This window comes from Arcanobacterium haemolyticum DSM 20595 (genome assembly GCF_000092365.1).
GTDB classification, from domain to species: Bacteria; Actinomycetota; Actinomycetes; order Actinomycetales; family Actinomycetaceae; genus Arcanobacterium; species Arcanobacterium haemolyticum.
Map to the genome: position 1 here is coordinate 257,072 of NC_014218.1, position 18,935 is coordinate 276,006.

The following is an 18,935-nucleotide window of genomic DNA, read 5'->3' on the forward strand; positions in this document are numbered from 1 at the left end:
CGTGCCAAATTCTCAAACAAAATGCGGGTGTTTACGTTCTTATACCCCGTCACAATAGCCGCGTAAACCGTTTACCTACCGTTCACCTCACGTGAAACAAACGATCATCTTCCTTCTTTAACGTATAAATACCTGGATCACTCCGATCTGCCACCAGAAGGATGGAAAATGAGAAAGAAACGTAGTTATGCATCGTTGGCTGCTATGAGCGCGCTTGCATTAGGACTGACTGCGTGCTCTGGCATGCCAGAGCGTGATGGTAAAGATTCCGACGTGTCAACGAATAAAGGCAGCATCAACGGTTCGGGAGCATCTTCCCAGGTCAACGCCCAACAAGCATGGCGTGACAACTATTCTGCCTCAAGCGGTTTTACGATCAATTACGATCCCACAGGATCTGGCACGGGACGCGAACAATTTATTGCAGGGAAAACGGCGTTTGCTGGCACAGATTCGGTGCTTACCCCAGAAGAAGTTGCCGCTGCCACTTCGCGCTGCAACGGCACCGAGCCGCTGGAACTTCCGCTCTATATCTCACCTATCGCATTGGCTTTCAACCTTGACGGCATCACGTCCCTCAACCTGACCGCCGATCTCATCGCCCACATTTTCAACGGCACCATCACCACCTGGAATGATCCAAAAATTGCGGCCATCAATCCGGGCGTCAAACTACCAGAAATTCCGATCATTCCAGTTAATCGCGCAGATGATTCTGGCACCACCAAGAATTTCCAAAAGTACCTGGTTGAGGCAGCCGGAAAGGCGTGGCCGCATAAACCAGAGGAGACGTGGCCAATTTCTGGAACACAATCGGCGGAAAAGACATCTGGCGTTGTGAATCTGGTGAAGTCTACGCCAGGTGCAATCACCTACGCGGATGCGGCGCAGATCGCGGGGCTCGGTTCAGTTGCGGTGCAGGTGAACGGCAAATTCCTGCCGTATTCGCCGGGAGCTGCGGCTGCGATTGTGGATGGTTCGGGGTTGGATGACGACGCTACCGAGCGGCGCATAACCTTCGCCTTGAAACGTGATGGGTCGGTTGCGGATGCATATCCGATCGTGATGATTTCTTACCTGGTGGCGTGCACTGACTACAGTCAGCCGGGAACAGCAGAGGCAGTCAAAGGCTATCTGACCTATGTGGCATCTGCAGAAGGGCAAGAAAAAGCTGCAGCAGCAAAGGGCGGAAATGCGCCGATTTCTCAGCAGCTTCGAGAACGAGTCACTACTGCAATCAACCTTATTTCCACTAACTAAACGGCCTAATTATGAGCAATGCATACACGAAACGCGCTGACCGGCTCTTTAGTGGCAGTGCGAGGACCGCGGCGTTCGCGATCCTCGCACTGCTGGGGGCAGTTGCCATTTTCCTCATTATTTCTTCGCAGAACGCTCTTCTGACGAGCAGCGATACAATCAGGGAAAGCGTGAGTTTCGCGCGCGGAATGAACTTTTGGGAATTTGCGGCTGCGGCCGTGTTTGGAACACTTCTAGCTGCGGTTATTGCACTCGCAATCGCCGTGCCGTTCGCAGTGGCCATTGCCTTGTTTATCTCGCATTATGCACCGCGAAAATTCGCTGCAATCTTCGGTTATGTGATTGATTTGCTGGCAGCGATTCCGTCGGTTGTGTTCGGCCTGTGGGGGATGTGGACTCTGGAACCATTCCTGCGCCCCATCTTCTTCCTTATCCCAGGATTCATTCCACCGGCTCGTAACATTCTCATGGGTGGCATCGTCCTTGCTATTATGATCCTGCCGATCATCACCTCGCTTTGCCGGGAGGTGTTCCTCCAAACGCCGCGCCTCCATGAAGAAGCAGCACTCGGTCTAGGCGCCACACGCTGGGAAATGATCCGCATGGTTGTGCTCCCATACGGCCGATCCGGAATCGTTTCTGCATCCATGCTGGGGCTCGGCCGCGCTCTAGGCGAAACCATGGCCCTCCTCATGGTACTTTCACCTGGCCTTTTGATTAACTTCAACATCGCCAGCCCCGGCCAACATTCAACCATTGCCTCCCAAATCGCCCTCCGATTCCCAGAAGCCTCCGGCCTCTCATCAGACTTCCTCATCGCACTTGGCCTCATCCTCTTCATCATCACATTCGCCGTGAACTTCATGGCCCGCGCCATCGTTGCACGCAAAACCATAGGAGCACAGGCATGAGCACCATCGCATCAACCCCTGCGAATAAGCAGAATGCGCGGACGATCCAGGAACGCACGCTAAAACGTCGCCGTTACACCGATAAAATCGCAACGATCGGAATGTATGCAACTTTTGCGGCGGCAGTCGTCCCACTCGTATCACTGCTCTACACAGTGGTCACGGAAGGGTGGGCACGGCTAACACAAAGCGGATTCCTCACCCACACAACCTTCGGATCCTCAAACCTCGACGCTACCGTAGGAGCAGGTCACGCGCTGCTCGGAACCCTCATGATCACAGGCGTCACCGCACTCATTGCCATCCCACTAGGCGTACTTTGCGCCGTATATCTTGTGGAATACGGGCGCGGAAAATTCGCCAAAACCATCACGTTCCTCGTGGACGTCATGACAGGAATCCCATCAATCGTTGCCGGCCTCTTCGCCGCCGCAGCCATCCCCATGATCAACTACGCAATCTTCGGCCACACCGAATTCAAAAACGGATTCATGGGTGCAATCGCACTAGTGGTGCTCATGACCCCAATCGTCATCCGCAACACCGAAGAAATGCTCCGGCTCGTACCAAACGAACTCCGCGAAGCCTCCTATGCGTTAGGCGTCACCAAAGCCGCCACAATCGTGAAAGTCGTCCTACGAACCTCTCTATCCGGAATCATTTCCGGAATCGTCATCGCAATCGCCCGCGTCATCGGCGAATCCGCGCCCCTCCTCATCACCGCCGGAACCACAGACGTCTACAACCTCAACCTCTTCCACGGGCAAATGCTCACGCTGCCAGTGTACGTCTACAACGAATACACCCGCGGCAACCAAACCACCGCCTGGGCTGGCGCACTCCTGCTCATCCTCATCGTTCTCATCCTCAACCTTGCCGCCCGCGTGATAGCCCGCCGATTCGCGCACGTCTGAACCGGAGATACGGCGCCTCGATCAGGGCGCGCCGCCAAGCCACCTCGAAAGGACTCTTCATGACAACCTGCATCCTTACCCCACGCTCAGCCGCCCCCAAAATTCCAGATATGCTGGATAGTGCAGGGAGTAGCGCCGAACACGACGGCATCCACGTACGCGATCTCAACATCTACTACGGCGATTTCCTGGCCGTCCGCGGGGTCAACGTGGACATCGCGCCACAATCCATCACCGCGCTCATCGGCCCGTCCGGTTGCGGAAAATCCACCTTCCTGCGCTCCCTCAACCGCATGCACGAAGTGGTGCCCGGCGCGCGCGTGGACGGCACCGTGGTGATCGGCGGGGAAAATATTTACGGCGTCGGGGTGGACCCCGTGGCCGTCCGCTCCCGAGTAGGCATGGTGTTCCAACGCCCCAATCCATTCCCGACCATGAGTATTGCCGACAATGTGTTGGCTGGCATACGGCTAAACAATCGCAAAATCTCGGCAAATGAGGCCGAAGAAATTGTGGAGACTTCTCTGCGCGGGGCAAATCTGTGGAATGAAGTGAAAGATCGGTTGGGGAGGCCGGGAGCGTCGCTGTCTGGCGGGCAGCAACAGCGCTTGTGTATTGCTCGTGCAATCGCTGTAAAGCCCGATGTGTTGCTGATGGATGAACCGTGTTCCGCGCTGGATCCGATTTCTACGTTGGCCATTGAGGATTTGATGCAGGAGTTGCAGAGCGATTACACAATCGTGATCGTCACCCACAACATGCAGCAGGCTGCGCGTGTTTCCCAGAAAACCGGGTTCTTCAACATTGGTGGCAGTGGGCAACCAGGACAGCTGGTGGAATACAACGACACTGAGGTGATCTTCTCTAACCCTGCACATGAAGAGACGGAGGCCTACGTTTCCGGGCGATTCGGCTGAGAATGCTGATTCGGCAGTCGCTTTCCGCCAGCTACATACCGCTTCCTGGTAGCAAGGAGGGGGAGAGAGCTTCGGCTCTCTCCCCCCTCCTTCTTCATCTATCAGATAAAGATGAAGTGGAAGACTGCATAGAACAGTGCAGAAACGATTGCTGCTGCTGGCATGGTCAGGAACCAGGCGCCAACAATAGACTTGGTCACGTTCCAGCGAACTGCTGAAAGTCGCTTGGTTGCACCGGCCCCCATGATCGCTGATGTGATCGTGTGGGTGGTGGAGATGGGTGCGTGGTACACGAATGCAGTGGTGTACAGAACCGAAGATGCCACGGATTCGGCAACGAAGCCCTGGGATGGATCCAGATCGATGATCTTGGAGCCGAGGGTTTTCATGATGCGCCATCCGCCTGAGTAGGTGCCCATCGAAATCGCTGCAGCAGCGCCGATCTTTACCCAGAGTGGAACTTCGTGTCCTTCGTGGAAGCCACCTGCAACGAGTGCAAGAACAACCACGCCCATGGTCTTCTGTGCATCCTGCAAACCGTGGCCGAGCGCGGTTGCGGCTGCGGACAGGGTTTGTGCATACCGGAATTTGCGCATTGTTGGGCGGTAAGCATAGTTAGCGAACACGCGCATAACAATGGACATCAGGATGTATGCGAGGATGAAGCCCACGAATGGGGAGATGAACATTGGGAGCACAACTTTTTCGCCGATCACGCTCCACTGCACCGAGATGGATGCGGCCACACCTGCACCGGCAAGACCGCCGATGAGCGCGTGGGATGATGACGACGGGAGGCCTAACCACCACGTGATCAGGTTCCAGATAACTGCGCCAACAAGCCCGGAAAGAACAACGAATAGTGCCACCAACTGGTTGGGAACTGCTTCGATATCTACGATTCCGGAGCCGATTGTTTCGGCAACACCTGTGCCTAGGAGAGCACCAACAAAGTTCATGACTGCTGCCATGATCAGGGCGGTGCGAGGTGCGAGCGCACGGGTTGCAACGGAGGTTGCAATGGCGTTCGCGGCGTCGTGGAATCCGTTGGTGAAATCGAACGCGAACGCGATCAGGATCACCAACACCACGATAAGGAATGTTGGATCGAGCATCAGGACTCCTTGATCGCGATGCCCTCGATTGAGACGGCGAGTGTTTCGAAGCTATCGATCGCAGCTTCGAGCGCGTCAACAACGAACTTGATCTTCAAGACTTCCATGGCGTTTGCGTCGTCGTCGGCAAAAATCTCACGCATGAGCTTGCGGTAAACGATGTCGCCCTGGTTTTCTAGCTGGTTAATTTCCATCCAGAACTTCTTGGTGTGATCGCCCATGGAAGCAATTTCTTTCATTGCTTCGTTGGTGATCACGGCGCACTTGTTGATGATCTCGATGAGTTCGAGCGCCTTTTCCGGGAGGTGTCCAATACGGTAGAGGACCATGTTGTCGCCGGCTTCGTCGATTAAGTCAACGATGTCGTCGACCGTGGAGACGAGCGCGTAGACGTCCTCACGATCGTAGGGAAGTACGAAGCTGTGGGCCACTTTTTGCAGGACGTCATGCGTGCCGTCATCTGCGAGGTTTTCAACTTCATGAAGCTTTTTGTTCAGTTCCTTGCGGGTTGAACGATCTGCGCCACCCATCCGCGCCAGAATTTCTGCGGCGGATACGATGTGGTTGGCTTGCTTTGCGAACATTTCCAGCACGGCTTTACCCGGTGCAAATTTACTTAGACTCACAATGCCCTCTGAACACTAAGTGAACACTTGTCGGTTTCACCTTAAGGCTTAAGAGTGGGCACGCGCTCCCTAAAAGCGAAATTCGCGTGGCGCGAGTCGCAAAACTCACAGGGTCTTTCGTCATGGATAAAGGTGGAAAATGGAGAATTTTCGGGCGAAAAGTGGGTTTTGTGGCCGTGGGCCGCCACGAAAGTATGTGGGAGGTGCAAGGTAAGATGACATTAATTATCAACCGAGTCTCTTAAGAAAGGCGGACATCGTGGCTGTTTTTACTGATATGCAACAGTTTATGGAGGCCGCTACGCAGTGGCTCGGGGGAGTTAATGATTGGTTGTACTACTGGATCATGATTGGCGCTCTTGTAGGTACGGGCGTTATCTTTACAGTGCGCACGCGGTTCGCGCAGTTGCGTCATTTCGCGGGGATGGCCCGCTATTTACTCCATTCACGTCAAGGTGCGAACGGCGGCATTTCGTCGTTCCAAGCGTTTGCTATGGGAATGTCTACGCGTATCGGCATCGGCAACATTACGGGTATTGCGTTGGCGATGGTTCTGGGCGGCCCGGGTTCGTTGTTTTGGATGTGGGTTGTGGCGCTCGTGGGGATGGCTACCGGTTTTGCTGAAGCCACGTTGGCCCAGATTTTCAAGTTTCGGCACCGGGACGGCACGTTCCGTGGTGGTCCGGCGTCGTACATTATGGATGGCATGAAGTCGCGCGGGCTTGCGGTTGTGTTCGCGTCTGCGATGGTTTTTTGTATGTTTGTAGCGATGCCGATGGTGCAGGCGAACACTATTGCGCAGGTTTTTGTGGGCGCGCATGGGGTGGCGCCGTGGGTGATCGGTTTGGTCATCGCAGGGTTAACTTCGCTTGTATTGTTTGGTGGCGTGCGCCGGGTTGCGCAGGCTACTGAGGTTATTTCGCCGCTGATGGCGCTGTTTTATATGTGCGTTGCGGTGATTATTATTGCGTTGAATATTTCGCAGGTTCCGCAGTTTTTCTCTGACGTTTTCGCTTCCGCTTTTGGCGCTCAGCAGGCGTTTGTGGGTACTGGTTCCGCGTTTGTGGCGGCGGTGCTGAACGGTACGCGCCGTGGCCTATTTTCGAATGAGGCCGGTATGGGTACGGCACCGAACGCAGCGGCTACGGCAACGGTGGATCACCCGGTCCAGCAGGGTTTGATCCAGGCGTTTGGCGTATTTTTGGATACGGTGCTGATTTGTACGGCTACGGGTTTCATTATTTCGACGACGGGGGCTATCGATTATGCCTCTGTTACTCCAGATGATGCCGCTCATATCACCACCGATGCTATTACTGGCACGTTGGGATCATGGATGGCATGGCCGGTGTCTATCATGATTTTCTTCTTCGGGTTCTCTTCTATCCTTGGTGCGTATGCGTATGGGGAAGCGAACCTGGTGTTCTTGAAGAAGTCACGGCCGTTGGAGTTGTTCTCGCGGGCTGTGCTGGTGGTGTTCACGTTTGTAGGCTCGGTGTTGGCCTTGACTTTCGTATGGACTGTCATGGATACAGCAATGTTTGTTGTGACCTTGCTGAACCTGGTGGCGTTGCACGGGCTGTCGCCGTGGGTGGCGGCTTTGCTTCGTGACTATGAAAACCAGACCATTCGGGGTTTGAAGCCGGTGTTCCGTGCAAAGAATGCGGATCTGCCGGGTGAAATCCCGTCTGACGTGTGGTGATATTCGTTGGCCTCGTCTGACGCAGGGCCAGATTGGCGGGAGGGTGTTCAGCAGTGTTCTATGAGGCACTGCTGAACACCCTCCCGCTTTTTAGCAGCCTCAAGGGTCAAGAAGCGATCGCGGCGGCTTCCTGTGGAGTCCTGTTGATAAGCACATCGAGAGTCTCTTTTTAGTGTCTTCCCATTGGTGCCAGATTTGTTGATAACTGAGGCGGATTCTGGCGAATCCGTGGAGGTGTGCTTGGAGGTCGCGCTCGCGGTCTGTTGTCACATTTAATGGTTGGCTGTGAAATGTGGTGCTGTCGCATTCGATGATGAGCGAATCGCCTACTAGGAGATCTACTCGTCCTATTCCATCGATGAATACTTGTGTCTGTACTTTATAGTTGTGGGATTGAAGGAAATTGCGTACTCGAGTTTCGCTACCGGATTGTGATTCTGTGACGTACCGGTTGAGTACTCGGCGTTTGCGGGATTGAACGTTCGCGATTGCTACGTCTGCAAAATAAGGGTTGATGAAGCCTTTGTTGAGTGCCGAATCAAGAATGATTAAACCTGTTTCATCTTCGTGATAATAGAGGGCTTGTTCTATCGCATCCTGCAGAGGAACAACAAGTGATTGTGCACGGGTGGGGATCTCGTGGTTTGCCAAGCGGGTTCGGGCACGTGGGCGATGGAGGGAGCACTGAGAGATTTTCGGCTTGGATCCGTTTGGTGCGGTGATGAAATGTGTGGAGCGATCAAATGGAACCCAGAGGCCATATAGCTTGAGTGCAGACAAACATCCGATAAGTAGCCCGTTTTCGCAGGCAATTTTCTCAACTCCGGTTAGCGGCTCCGTGGAATACCAGCGGTGTCCGACCGGAATAATCAGGCCACGTTTTTCGGCATTTTTTAATGAATAGTTGCCGATAATGTGTTGCGCTGTAGGGCTATCTTTTCGAAATACATGTTGATACATGTATTAAGCTAAGCAAAATTTCGTGGGCCATTTCCGTAAGAAATAAAAGTGGTGGAAAACTTTTGAGTTAGCGATATTGGGGAGAAATAGATCGTCACATTTTGCTCGATTTTCGCAAAAATTAGCCATGATTCATGCCCAGCCGACCTCAGTTGCGCCTTCCTGCTCTCCAGCTGTTCGCATCTGTTCCCGTCTCTGTTCTCACCCGTTCTCAAATCAGCGGGAGACTGCACAGGAGTGCCGTATAGGGCACTGCTGTCTTGCTGGGCGCCGATCGGGCGCCGGCAGCGGGGCGAGGAGAGCCAGCAGCGGGGTGAGGAGGGTCGGTAGCTGGGTGGGAAGTGCCGGCAGCGGGGCGAAAATGCCCAAAATCGCCCCAATACAACGCAACAGGGGCCGCAGCCACCGGCCGCGACCCCTGCCGAAGTCTAGGACACCGAACCCGAGAGCGCCTGTCGGCGCGAAGGCCGCTCGTAGCGGCAAATATTTGGAGCCCGGGGCTTTCACGATCCGGTGTCTTGTCTAGAACTATAGACGCTCCCACCTGCGTTTGTCATCTCCTCACCCGTGCACGGTTTCCATGCCTGTTGCACACTCGTGCGCGCGGGTTTTGTTCCTGGACAAGTAGGAAGAAGCAACCCTCCATGGCACCAATGTCCCCTCGTGAGCCGTTCCTGTGGAAGAATAGCGATGTGAGTATTGAAGATCAACAGGTTACGGGCACGGCGTTGGTGCCGGTGCCGGTGAACACTCCTTTGACAGAGATTATGGAGCGCCGGGCGGCGTATGCTCGGGCGTTGCTTGGTATTTATGGTGCTACGTCGTTGGCGGTGGGGGCTGTGTTTGGCCCGTATGCTATTGCGGCGGCGGTGGCGATTATGAGTGGTTTGTTGATTGCGGGTTGGCCGTATTTGTTGGGGTTGCCGAATAAGGTGATTCCGCAGGTTTTCCTGTCCCTGCTTGCGCTTGCTCTTATTGTTACAGCGTTGTTTGGCACGCTTGCACATTCGACTATCGTGGCTGCCGTCGGTGTGATTGGCGCGTTTGTTGCGGAGATGTTTCGTGGTCACGGGCGGGCGCGGTTGATTGAGCAACTGTCTGGTGGTTTTGCTGGTGCGGTTGTATTGGTGTCGGGTTCGTTGTGGATTCATGCGTTGCGTTCGCATGGCAAGAATGTGGTGATTGTTGCGGCGGTGTCGTTGGCGATTGTTGCGTTGATGCATGCGTTTGATTCGCGGGCTGCGCGTGTTGCGGGGTTTGTGAATGGTGTGGCGTTTGCGATGGGGTTTGGTTATGTGACCCGCTTGCCGTATGAGTCTGCGGCACTGATTGGTTTGGCTGCGGCGGGAGCGTATTTGTTGACGTCGCGTGCGGTGGAGAATTTGCCGCGTCCGTCGCCTGCGTTGAATGGTGTTGCACGTGCGATGATTCCGCTGTTAGCTGTAGGTGTGGTTGGTTTTGTGGTGGCGGCGCAACTTTAGTTAGCCTTGTGTTATGGCTATTCGACTTCCTGAAAATTTGGTTCCTGAAAATACTCCGCTCGCGTGGATGATTGATTCGTGGGTTGGGGGTGGCATTCTTGAGTATGAGAATGTTGATCCTGCGGCTTATGTTCATGAGTTGCGTTTTGATGCGTCTGATGGCGGCCCGTATCTGAAGGTTACGTCTAAGGTGTGGTTGGCTAATGAGCCGGCTAGCATTGTGGATAAGGAAGCGCCTGGCCAGGTTACGTATGATCAGTTGTCTAAGGCTGATTTGTGGATGCAGCATACTGGTTTTGTTCGGGTTAATCCTGAGGGGGCGAAGCGTGAGGATGGTTCGGTGGAACTGGAGGCTATGTTGGCTTCGCCGGTTGGTGTTTCACATGCGTGGGTTGGTTTGATTAATGGGCCGCGTTTACAGATGGTGACGGATTCTGTGATGCGTTCTGGTTCTGGTGCGCAGATTGATGCGGCTAAAGTGATGGCTGGTTCGGTTGCGTCTGATTTGTTTTATGCGGTTGATATGGCTGCGTTTGGTGCGGAGTTGCGTTCGTATATGGCTGGCCGTTTGTCGCGTACGTTTGATGGTTCGGTTGATCCTGCGTGAGTGCGATTTTTGATAACGACGAACTGGTTCCTTCTCATTTTGGCAATCCGTTTGCTGAGGAGCAGGGTTTGCGTGCTGGACGCGCGTTTTCGTTGCTGGATTGGGATGTTGTTCGGGTGGCGGGCGCGGATTGTGCACGGTTGTTGCATGTGATTTCGTCGCGTGATTTTGAGCGTGTGGCACCTGGCACGTCTACTGAGATGCTGGTGTTGGATGCGAATGGTCATGTTGCGCATGCGGCTGGTGCCGTGGTTGCGGATGATGCGATCTGGCTGTTGACTGATCGTGGCTTGGGTCAGGCGTTGGTTGATCATATTGTGAAGATGCGTTTTATGATGCGTGTTGAGGCTGATGTGGTTGACGCGGTGGCCGTGGGCGCGTTGGTTGATGTTCCGGGGTCTGTTTGTGATGTGGCGTTGGCTGTTTGGCAGGATCCGTGGCCGGTGACCGCTCCGGGAGGCGCGCATTATGGTGTTGCGGATGAGGATCATCCTGCATTTGGCCGGACGTGTTTTGTTGCGATTGCGCCGCGTGACGCCCAGGATAGTGTGGTTTCGGCTTTTAAGGCAGCTGGTTTTGCGCCGGCTGGGAAGATTGCGTGGGAAGCTGCGCGGGTCGCGGATTGGCGCCCGTCGTTTAGTCACGAGGGGGCACAGGGTGTGCTTCCGCATGAGGTGGATTGGCTTCGTACTGCGGTTCATACAGCGAAGGGTTGTTACCCTGGCCAGGAGACTGTGGCTAAGTTGGTGAATTTGGGTAAGCCTCCGCGGCGTTTGGCGTTTCTGTATCTTGAGGGCGGAGAGGAGTTGCCGCCTGTTGGGTGCGAGGTGACGTTGGATTCTCGCGTTGCGGGTGTGGTGACGTCGGTTGCACGTTCTGCCGACGACGGGCCTATCGCTCTTGCCTTGCTCAAGCGGAATGTGCCGGCGGATGCTGTGGTGACTGTGGGTGATTTTGTTGCGTCTCAGGTTGAGATCGTGAAGCGTGAGGGTAAATCATCTATTTCTCCGGAGGTTCGGCCTGGTACTGGGTTGAATTCGCGCCGTTTGGGTGGTCCGGCTCCTGCGATGTCGTCTAAGTCGCTGGGTGGTAAGTGATGCGTGCTGTTATTCAGCGGGTGGAACGAGCCAGTGTGACTGTGACGGATGACGATGGTAACCCCAGCGTCGTCGGGAAAATTAATACCGGACTTGCCGTGCTGGTGGGCGTGACTCACACGGATACGGCCGCTCAAGTGGAAAAATTGGCGCGAAAGATTGCGCAACTGAAAATTTTACGTAACCCGGAGGGCGCCGATGGCCCGAAGGATCGGGTGAGCGCGCTGGAAGCCGGGGCGGGAGTTCTGCTGGTATCGCAGTTTACGCTGTATGCGGATGCCCGGAAGGGAACGAAGCCGTCGTGGTCGCATGCTGCGCCGGGAGACGTGGCGGAACTACTCTTCAACCAACTCGTTGACGCGGTTCGGGGCTATGGCCTGGAAGTTCATACCGGAGAGTTCGGCGCCATGATGGCTGTGGAACTGGTCAATGACGGCCCATTAACGATTATTTTAGATATTTAAGTCATGCCTGTGGCGAACGGGCTACGTTTCTGTGGCTCGGACTCGCTAAGGTAGGTGGCAGTTACATTTATTAAAGGAGTCTGCACATTGTTTGAAAGGTTCACTGACCGCGCACGTAGAGTGATCGTGCTTGCGCAGGAAGAGGCACGTAACCTCAAGCACAACTACCTTGGCACTGAACACATTCTGCTTGGCCTGATTAAGGAAGGCGAAGGCGTGGCCGCGAAGGCACTGGAAGCACTGGGTGTTTCGTTTGATGCCGTTCGTGATCAGGTTGTGGAAATTATTGGTGAGGGGCAGGAACAGCCATCTGGACATATTCCATTCACTCCGCGTGCCAAGAAGGTGTTGGAATACGCGATGCGTGAAGGCCTCCAACTGGGCCATTCCTACATTGGTACGGAACACTTGCTGTTGGGCTTATGCCGCGAACAGGAAGGCGTTGCTGCACAGGTGTTGGTGAAGCTGGATGCTGATTTGCCGAAGGTGCGCCAGCAGGTTACTCAGCTTCTTTCTGGTTACCAGGGCAAGGAAGCTGTTGGCGTTGGTGGCGGTGGCCCGCGTGAAGGCGTGAAGGCTGGTTCTACGATTTTGGATCAGTTTGGCCGGAATCTTACGCAGTCTGCGCGTGAAAACAAGCTTGATCCGGTGATTGGCCGCCACATGGAAACTCAGCGTGTGATGCAGGTTCTCTCCCGCCGAAACAAGAACAACCCTGTTCTGATTGGTGAACCGGGGGTTGGTAAGACTGCCGTTGTGGAAGGATTGGCTCAGGCGATTGCGCATGGTGATGTTCCTGAAACCTTGAAGGATAAGCAGTTGTATTCGCTGGATATGGGTTCGCTGGTTGCGGGTTCCCGGTATCGTGGCGATTTCGAAGAGCGTATGAAGAAGATCTTGAAGGAGATCAATACGCGCGGCGATATCGTGCTGTTTATTGATGAAATCCATACGCTTGTTGGTGCGGGTGCGGCGGAAGGCGCGCTGGATGCGGCGTCGCTGTTGAAGCCGATGATGGCCCGTGGCGAACTTCAGGTGATTGGTGCTACCACGCTTGATGAATACCGTAAGCATATTGAAAAAGATGCTGCGTTGGAGCGCCGTTTCCAGCCTATCCAGGTGGAGCAGCCGTCTGTTAAGGAAACGATCGCGATTCTGGAAGGTTTGCGCGATCGCTATGAAGCGTTCCATCGCGTGACCATCACTGACGAAGCTTTGGAAGCCGCTGCCACCATGGCAGATCGGTACATTAATGATCGGTTCTTGCCGGATAAGGCAATCGATTTGATTGATGAAGCCGGTGCTCGGTTGGCGATTCGGAAGATGACTGCGCCACCAGAACTGCGTGAGCTTGATGAAGAAATCGCTGATGTGAAGCGCCAGAAGGAAGCTGCTATTGATGGGCAGGATTTCGAAAAGGCTGCTGCATTGCGCGATCAGGAGCAACAGTTGACTGAAAAGCGTGCCGAACGTGATAAGGCATGGCGTGAAGGTGATCTGGATGTTGTTGCCGTGGTCGATGAGGATCTGATTTCTGAAGTCCTCTCTATGGCTACTGGTATCCCGGTGTTCAAGTTGACTGAAGCCGAATCTGCCAAGTTGCTGCGTATGGAAGAAGAGCTCCATAAGCGTGTTATTGGCCAGAGCGAAGCGGTTACTGCTCTTTCGCAGGCGATTCGCCGTACGCGCGCTGGTTTGAAGGATCCAAACCGTCCAGGTGGTTCGTTTATTTTTGCTGGCCCAACTGGTGTTGGTAAAACCGAATTGGCTAAGGCATTGGCTGAATTTCTGTTCGGTGATGAAGATGCGTTGATTACCTTAGATATGTCTGAGTTCCAGGAAAAGCACACTGTTTCGCGCTTGTTCGGTGCCCCTCCGGGATATGTTGGCTACGATGAAGGTGGCCAGTTGACCGAGAAGGTCCGCCGTAAGCCGTTCTCTGTTGTTTTGTTCGATGAGGTGGAAAAGGCTCACCAGGATCTGTTCAATTCGTTGTTGCAGATTTTGGAAGAAGGCCGTTTGACTGATTCTCAGGGCCGCGTGGTGGACTTCAAGAACACGGTGATTATCATGACCACCAACTTGGGTACCAAGGACATCGCCAAGGGCGTGGCCACTGGTTTCCAGTTTGACGGGGATCAAACTAGCTCTTACGAACGCATGAAATTGCGTGTGAACGATGAGTTGAAGAACCACTTCCGCCCAGAGTTCTTGAACCGTGTTGATGACATCATCGTGTTCCCGCAGCTCCAGAAGCCAGAAATCTTGCAGATCGTGGATCTGATGATTGCCAAATTGGGTGCTCGTTTGGCTGATCAGGGCATGGGCATTGTGCTTACTGATAAGGCAAAGAACCTGCTTGCTGATCGTGGTTACGATCCAGTGTTGGGCGCGCGACCATTGCGCCGTGCAATCCAGCGCGATATTGAAGATGAGCTCTCGGAGAAGCTGCTCTTTGGCGAGTTCCGTAGTGGGCAGACCATCGTTGTGGACGTGAATGAAGACAACATTCCAATGTCCTTCACATTCACGGGCCAGGATTCGGATTATCGCCTGCCAGAGGGCGTGCAGCCGGCTCCAGAAGCGGCAGAGATCAACGGATTGGCTCAGCCAACTACGATCGTGCCGGAAGGCGATGCGGCTGAAGATGCTGAGGGTGCTTCTGACGTTCACAGGCCGGACCCTGGCACGTCTACGCTTGAATCCTAATTCGTTCGGCCGCTAGGCCTAGGCAGGGCGGGGTAATCCCCGCCCTGCCTTTAGTTATAGACGGCACAGTTTGGCTTGCGTAGCGTGCGTACCTTTTCTGCTTCGTATACTCTTAGGTTTCTGGATAAAATTACAGTCAAACGCGACTTCCCAGGTGAGGATGCCCTTATATTTTAGAGATCTCTGATTTTATCTGGGAAAATTCTCAGTTTTTTGGGACTTTATGCAAAATTAGATGCTGTCTCTTTTAGTAAAAATGAAATAAAAGTTACATTTATCTATTTTGGGCGTAAAAGAACATTATATATGATTTATGTCATTGAAAATTAAAATCCCATATCAAGTAGCAAATTCTGTTCTATCTACGTCCTTTCGCATATTTGAAATGGCGACTTTACGCCATCGGTGTGATAAAAAGTTACTGTATTCAGAATGGGCCTTATGACCGGTCTTGCATAATTTTGCAAAAATTTGCAGGGCGAGGATCTCATAAGTCTCAAGTGCAAGAATGCTGTTCACTCATCCTTATTTTTGGTTTAGCAGGATCTTTATGCCGATCTGATTCTTTCCGAAAAGTGGATGGCACTCACTTAAGCCACAGGTGTTCTTCGTGGCTCAAGAAACAGGAGAAACAATGTTTAATAAGTTGCGCAAGATGGCTGTTGTTGCTGTCACTGCTGGCGCATTGATGCTGGGCGGCGTTGGTGCTGCCTATGCCGTACCGGATTCGATCGTTGATGCTGATGCGACGGGTTCTATCTACCTGACGAAGTACGACGACGCGGCTGGCAAGAAGGATGCTGACGGCACGAAGCAGAATGTCGCAGCTACGCCTATCATCGGCATCGAGTTCACGTTGACGCCGATTACCGGCATCGACTTCTCGAAGAACGAGGACCTGAAGAAGGCTGCTGCGCTTGATGCGGCTAAGCTCGCCGCTGGTGAGCTACCTGAGGGCATTAACCTGGACAAGGCTCAGGCGAGCGTGGAGGTGACCGCTGAAGGCGGCAAGATTCACTGGCGAGGTCTGAAGGTTGGCGCTTACCTGCTCCAGGAGACGAAGTCAAAGGCTGCGGACGGTAAGACCTACAAGGCTGCTGCTCCGTCGATCGTGTTCATTCCGACCACGGATCCGAAGAATCAGACCAGCTGGATCATGGACGAAGAGGGTAACGATAAGTATGCCGTTTACGTCTACCCCAAGAACTCCCTTGATGAGAACGTCAAGAAGGTTGTTGACAAGGACGTGCACGCTGGTGGCGACGTCACCTTCTCGGTGGAGGCCTCTATGCCGAGCCCGAACAAGGACGAGAAGATCAACGATTTCGCGTTCTACGACAAGCTTGATCCGGCCCTCGATATCAATGGCAAGGACAATGACGTCACCGTTCAGGTTGGCGACAAGACGCTGGCCAAGGGGCAGCACTTCACCGTCACGATTAAGGACGGAACTCAGGATGAGCTCTGGGTGGTTCTCACCCCTGCTGGCCTCGAGGAGGCAACCAATGCCAAGGCAACGAACGCTGGCGCTAAGGCCGTCATGACGTTCAAGGCTAAGGTCCTCAAGGCTGCTGTGGTTCCGAATCAGGCCCAGGTCTACAAGAACACCGGCAAGGGCGAAGGTACTGTGAAGCCGGGCGAGACTCCGAAGGAACCTTGGGAGAAGACCAACACCACCGTTTCCGCGTGGGGCAAGATCAAGATCCAGAAGAAGGACGAGGCTGGAAACGCACTTGACGGTGCCGTGTTCGAGCTCTACCAGTGTGGCGCCGATAAGAATGGCAAGCCCACGGTGACTGGCAACCCGATCAAGGTTGGCGAGAAGACTGAGTTCACCGACCAGGGCAAGAAGGATGGCATCATCGAGATTGATGGTATCCACGTGACCGACGTGGCAGATAATGGCACCGTTAAGCTGCCGGAATACTGCATCGTTGAGAAGAAGGCCCCCGCGAAGTACGAACTTCGCCACGATCCGATCAAGGTGAATGTCGCGCTGGGCGGCATCACCAAGGCAACTGAGAAGTTTGAATACGACGTGAATGGCGTTCTCACGAGCTACTCGAACTCTGGCCCGCTGACCGAACTGTTCACCATGGATGGCTCGACGATCAACGTCGCCACCGACGTCGTCAACATCCCGGTCAAGCCGAAGCTGCCGATGACCGGTGGCGCCGGTGTTGCCCTCTTCGGCTTCCTTGGTCTTGCCATCATCGGCGGCGGTGTTTACGCAGCTAAGCGCAACACCAAGAAGGCCTAAGTTCGCGAAGACGAGCGCAGGTTACGTGCCCGTTAGCGGGCAGTAGCACGCACACGAATTCAACGAAGCCTAAACTTTAGGCAAAGGTGTGGGTGCCTCGGGGTTCGATATCCGAGCAATCGGCCGAACCCCGAGGCGGCCCGCTACATGAGCCGGGCCAGCCGCCCGGCACGAGTCACTACTGGAGAAGCTTTTAATGCACAATACCCAGGCCACAGTGGAACCTAAGCTCGAAAGACAAGCTGAGGTGCCCGCCCGGCTCAAGAAGAACGGCATGCTCATGCCGATTTTTGTGGTGCTCATCGGCATCACCGTGCTTCTCTACCCAGTTATCGCCACGCAGTGGAATAACATTCAGCAACAAGAAGTTGCCAGCGAATACAAGAGTTTCGTGAAGGAAGCTGACACCTCTGAGCTCGAGGCTTCCCTCGAGCGTGCTCACGAGTACAACAAGAATCGTACGGTGGGTCCTATTCTTGATCCGTGGACGGCCCGTCTGTCCGATGACAACGAGCCATTCAAAGAGTACTTGCACCAGCTCGACCTGTCGGGGACGATGGCGCGTATAGTGATTCCGTCGATCCACGTTGATCTGCCTGTTTTCCACGGAACTCGCCCTGACACTCTTGAGCAGGGCGTCGGCCACCTCTTTGGCACCGACCTGCCAATTGGCGGGAAGAATACACACTCGGTACTAACCGGACACACTGGCCTACAGACGGCCACACTGTTCGACAACCTGAAGAATGTCAAGGAAGGCGACTCCATCTACATCGACGTATACGGGCAGAAGCTGCGCTACGTCGTCTATGGCACAGAAGTAGTCCTGCCTGAAGACGCGCAAAACCTATATAAGGTCGAGGGTAAGGACCTCCTGACCTTAATCACCTGCACACCATACGGCATTAACTCCCACCGCCTCCTCGTCCACGCCGAGCGTGCCCCGATGGACGAGCAAGCCGCCCAAGAGCTTGATGAAGCCTCCGGTTTCACTCTCCAGTGGTGGATGTGGTTGTTTATCGCGGGCGCTGTGCTCGCCATGCTTGCCCTAATTTGGTACGTGCGCAAGAGCAGGCGGCAGGTGGACGACGCCGTCGTCGCACCCGAACCCGCAACCACAGCTGGTACTACCACCGCCAGCGACTCAGACCAATTCAACGACATTATTTTCGGCACCCAAGGAGAGCATGAATGAGAACCTCGAAGGGCCTAGCTACGGGAAGCCTCGTGCTTGTTTCAGCATTAGGGCTGACGGTGGGCACGCAGGCCGCTTACGCCCAGCCTGTGATTGGAGATACGGAAAACGTGCCGGCGCAGGTGAGTTGCGAGTCAACGTCGTTGACAATCACTCTGCCCAAGCCAAACCCGTTCGATCAGCCGTCTCCGGGTGACCTGCCCGAACCGACCGGCGCCGGTTTCAAAATCACTGTCCAACAGGTTAAGGGCGTGGATTTGACGTCGTTCGCGGGTTGGGACGGCATAGATAAGATGACCACCGACGAGGCGAAGGCTCGCGGATTTGTTGGCGAGCCGCACGTCGGCCTCACGAACGCCCAGGCCTCAGTGTCGTTTAAGGGCCTTCCCATTGGTCTTTACATGGTTTCGGGGGTTGCCCCGGAAGATCCTCACTACAAGCTTTCCCACCTTGACCCCTTCCTCGTCAGCGTGCCGCTCGGGGCTGGTGACACGTGGGATTGCGCAGTGAATATTCAGGCCAAGACACACTACTCGGCAGAGCCTAAACCTGTACCGACACCGCCGACGCCGACTCCTCCCGAACCGCCCCAGCCTCCACGGCCACCGCTTTCACATACGGGTGCCGCGGTGATGGCACTTGGTGGAGCGAGCCTGGCACTGCTGGGTACAGGAACGATGCTGGTGCGCGTAAGGCGCGAAAAGGAAGTGAAATAAC

General features: G+C 54.4%; 16 protein-coding genes. 13 read left to right on the forward strand and 3 right to left on the reverse strand.

Annotated features, from left to right (window positions below; translation table 11 throughout):
- Positions 1–168: 168 nt before the first annotated feature.
- The 4 genes from pstS (at position 169) to pstB (ending at position 4,002) form a co-directional block, all read left to right on the forward strand.
- Positions 169–1,260, forward strand: a complete 1,092-nt coding sequence (gene pstS / locus ARCH_RS01115) for a phosphate ABC transporter substrate-binding protein PstS (protein WP_013169474.1) — start codon at positions 169–171, stop codon at positions 1,258–1,260.
- Positions 1,261–1,271: 11 nt separating this feature from the next.
- Positions 1,272–2,171, forward strand: coding sequence for a phosphate ABC transporter permease subunit PstC (gene pstC / locus ARCH_RS01120; protein ID WP_013169475.1), 900 nt, complete (start codon positions 1,272–1,274; stop codon positions 2,169–2,171).
- A complete protein-coding gene (gene pstA, locus ARCH_RS01125; protein WP_013169476.1) occupies positions 2,168–3,085 on the forward strand; it encodes a phosphate ABC transporter permease PstA in 918 nt (305 codons plus the stop codon). The genes pstC and pstA overlap by 4 nt, the downstream gene beginning before the upstream one ends.
- Before the next feature lie 110 nt (positions 3,086–3,195).
- Positions 3,196–4,002: a phosphate ABC transporter ATP-binding protein PstB gene (pstB, locus tag ARCH_RS01130; protein ID WP_049765879.1), complete on the forward strand. Its 807-nt coding sequence runs from the start codon at positions 3,196–3,198 to the stop codon at positions 4,000–4,002.
- Between the two features lie 101 nt (positions 4,003–4,103).
- Here the strand turns inward: pstB and ARCH_RS01135 are convergent, their stop codons facing one another.
- Together ARCH_RS01135 and ARCH_RS01140 are read right to left on the reverse strand one after the other, a co-directional pair.
- Entirely contained in the window at positions 4,104–5,117 is a 1,014-nt protein-coding gene (locus tag ARCH_RS01135; protein ID WP_013169478.1) for an inorganic phosphate transporter, read from the reverse strand.
- Positions 5,117–5,710, reverse strand: coding sequence for a DUF47 domain-containing protein (locus ARCH_RS01140; RefSeq protein ID WP_113722442.1), 594 nt, complete (start codon positions 5,708–5,710; stop codon positions 5,117–5,119). The genes ARCH_RS01135 and ARCH_RS01140 overlap by 1 nt, the downstream gene beginning before the upstream one ends.
- Positions 5,711–6,002: 292 nt before the next feature.
- Between ARCH_RS01140 and ARCH_RS01145 the strand changes: the two genes are divergently transcribed.
- A complete protein-coding gene (locus ARCH_RS01145) occupies positions 6,003–7,445 on the forward strand; it encodes an alanine/glycine:cation symporter family protein (protein ID WP_013169480.1) in 1,443 nt (480 codons plus the stop codon).
- 99 nt (positions 7,446–7,544) lie between these two features.
- Here the strand turns inward: ARCH_RS01145 and ARCH_RS01150 are convergent, their stop codons facing one another.
- Entirely contained in the window at positions 7,545–8,405 is an 861-nt protein-coding gene (locus ARCH_RS01150; protein ID WP_013169481.1) for an endonuclease domain-containing protein, read from the reverse strand.
- A gap of 692 nt (positions 8,406–9,097) precedes the next feature.
- On the opposite strand from ARCH_RS01150, the gene ARCH_RS09195 reads away from it, so the two are divergent.
- The 8 genes from ARCH_RS09195 to ARCH_RS01190 all read left to right on the forward strand — a co-directional run bounded on the left by ARCH_RS09195 (position 9,098) and on the right by ARCH_RS01190 (position 18,934).
- The gene (locus tag ARCH_RS09195) at positions 9,098–9,886 is read left to right on the forward strand and encodes a hypothetical protein (protein WP_145961623.1); all 789 of its coding nucleotides are present in this window, start codon (positions 9,098–9,100) and stop codon (positions 9,884–9,886) included.
- Positions 9,887–9,899: 13 nt separating this feature from the next.
- Complete coding sequence (locus ARCH_RS01160; RefSeq protein WP_013169483.1) at positions 9,900–10,493, forward strand: FABP family protein; 594 nt, start codon at positions 9,900–9,902, stop codon at positions 10,491–10,493.
- On the forward strand, positions 10,490–11,590 hold the full coding sequence (gene ygfZ / locus ARCH_RS01165) for a CAF17-like 4Fe-4S cluster assembly/insertion protein YgfZ (RefSeq protein WP_013169484.1): 1,101 nt from the start codon (positions 10,490–10,492) through the stop codon (positions 11,588–11,590). Before ARCH_RS01160 ends, ygfZ begins: the two co-directional genes overlap by 4 nt.
- Positions 11,590–12,054, forward strand: coding sequence for a D-aminoacyl-tRNA deacylase (dtd, locus tag ARCH_RS01170; protein ID WP_013169485.1), 465 nt, complete (start codon positions 11,590–11,592; stop codon positions 12,052–12,054). The genes ygfZ and dtd overlap by 1 nt, the downstream gene beginning before the upstream one ends.
- A gap of 87 nt (positions 12,055–12,141) precedes the next feature.
- The gene (locus ARCH_RS01175; RefSeq protein ID WP_013169486.1) at positions 12,142–14,763 is read left to right on the forward strand and encodes an ATP-dependent Clp protease ATP-binding subunit; all 2,622 of its coding nucleotides are present in this window, start codon (positions 12,142–12,144) and stop codon (positions 14,761–14,763) included.
- 610 nt (positions 14,764–15,373) lie between these two features.
- Entirely contained in the window at positions 15,374–17,023 is a 1,650-nt protein-coding gene (locus ARCH_RS01180) for a SpaH/EbpB family LPXTG-anchored major pilin (protein WP_138974965.1), read from the forward strand.
- A gap of 217 nt (positions 17,024–17,240) precedes the next feature.
- Positions 17,241–18,218, forward strand: a complete 978-nt coding sequence (locus tag ARCH_RS01185; protein ID WP_197712421.1) for a class C sortase — start codon at positions 17,241–17,243, stop codon at positions 18,216–18,218.
- A complete protein-coding gene (locus ARCH_RS01190) occupies positions 18,215–18,934 on the forward strand; it encodes an isopeptide-forming domain-containing protein (RefSeq protein WP_013169489.1) in 720 nt (239 codons plus the stop codon). Before ARCH_RS01185 ends, ARCH_RS01190 begins: the two co-directional genes overlap by 4 nt.
- Position 18,935: the final 1 nt, after the last annotated feature.

Coding starts and splice junctions, on each gene's coding strand:
- pstS (WP_013169474.1), top strand. CDS start 169: ATGAGAAAGAAACGTAGTTATGCATCGTTGGCTGCTATGAGCGCGCTT.
- pstC (WP_013169475.1), top strand. CDS start 1,272: ATGAGCAATGCATACACGAAACGCGCTGACCGGCTCTTTAGTGGCAGT.
- pstA (WP_013169476.1), top strand. CDS start 2,168: ATGAGCACCATCGCATCAACCCCTGCGAATAAGCAGAATGCGCGGACG.
- pstB (WP_049765879.1), top strand. CDS start 3,196: ATGCTGGATAGTGCAGGGAGTAGCGCCGAACACGACGGCATCCACGTA.
- ARCH_RS01135 (WP_013169478.1), bottom strand. CDS start 5,117: ATGCTCGATCCAACATTCCTTATCGTGGTGTTGGTGATCCTGATCGCG.
- ARCH_RS01150 (WP_013169481.1), bottom strand. CDS start 8,405: ATGTATCAACATGTATTTCGAAAAGATAGCCCTACAGCGCAACACATT.
- ARCH_RS01160 (WP_013169483.1), top strand. CDS start 9,900: ATGGCTATTCGACTTCCTGAAAATTTGGTTCCTGAAAATACTCCGCTC.
- dtd (WP_013169485.1), top strand. CDS start 11,590: ATGCGTGCTGTTATTCAGCGGGTGGAACGAGCCAGTGTGACTGTGACG.
- ARCH_RS01190 (WP_013169489.1), top strand. CDS start 18,215: ATGAGAACCTCGAAGGGCCTAGCTACGGGAAGCCTCGTGCTTGTTTCA.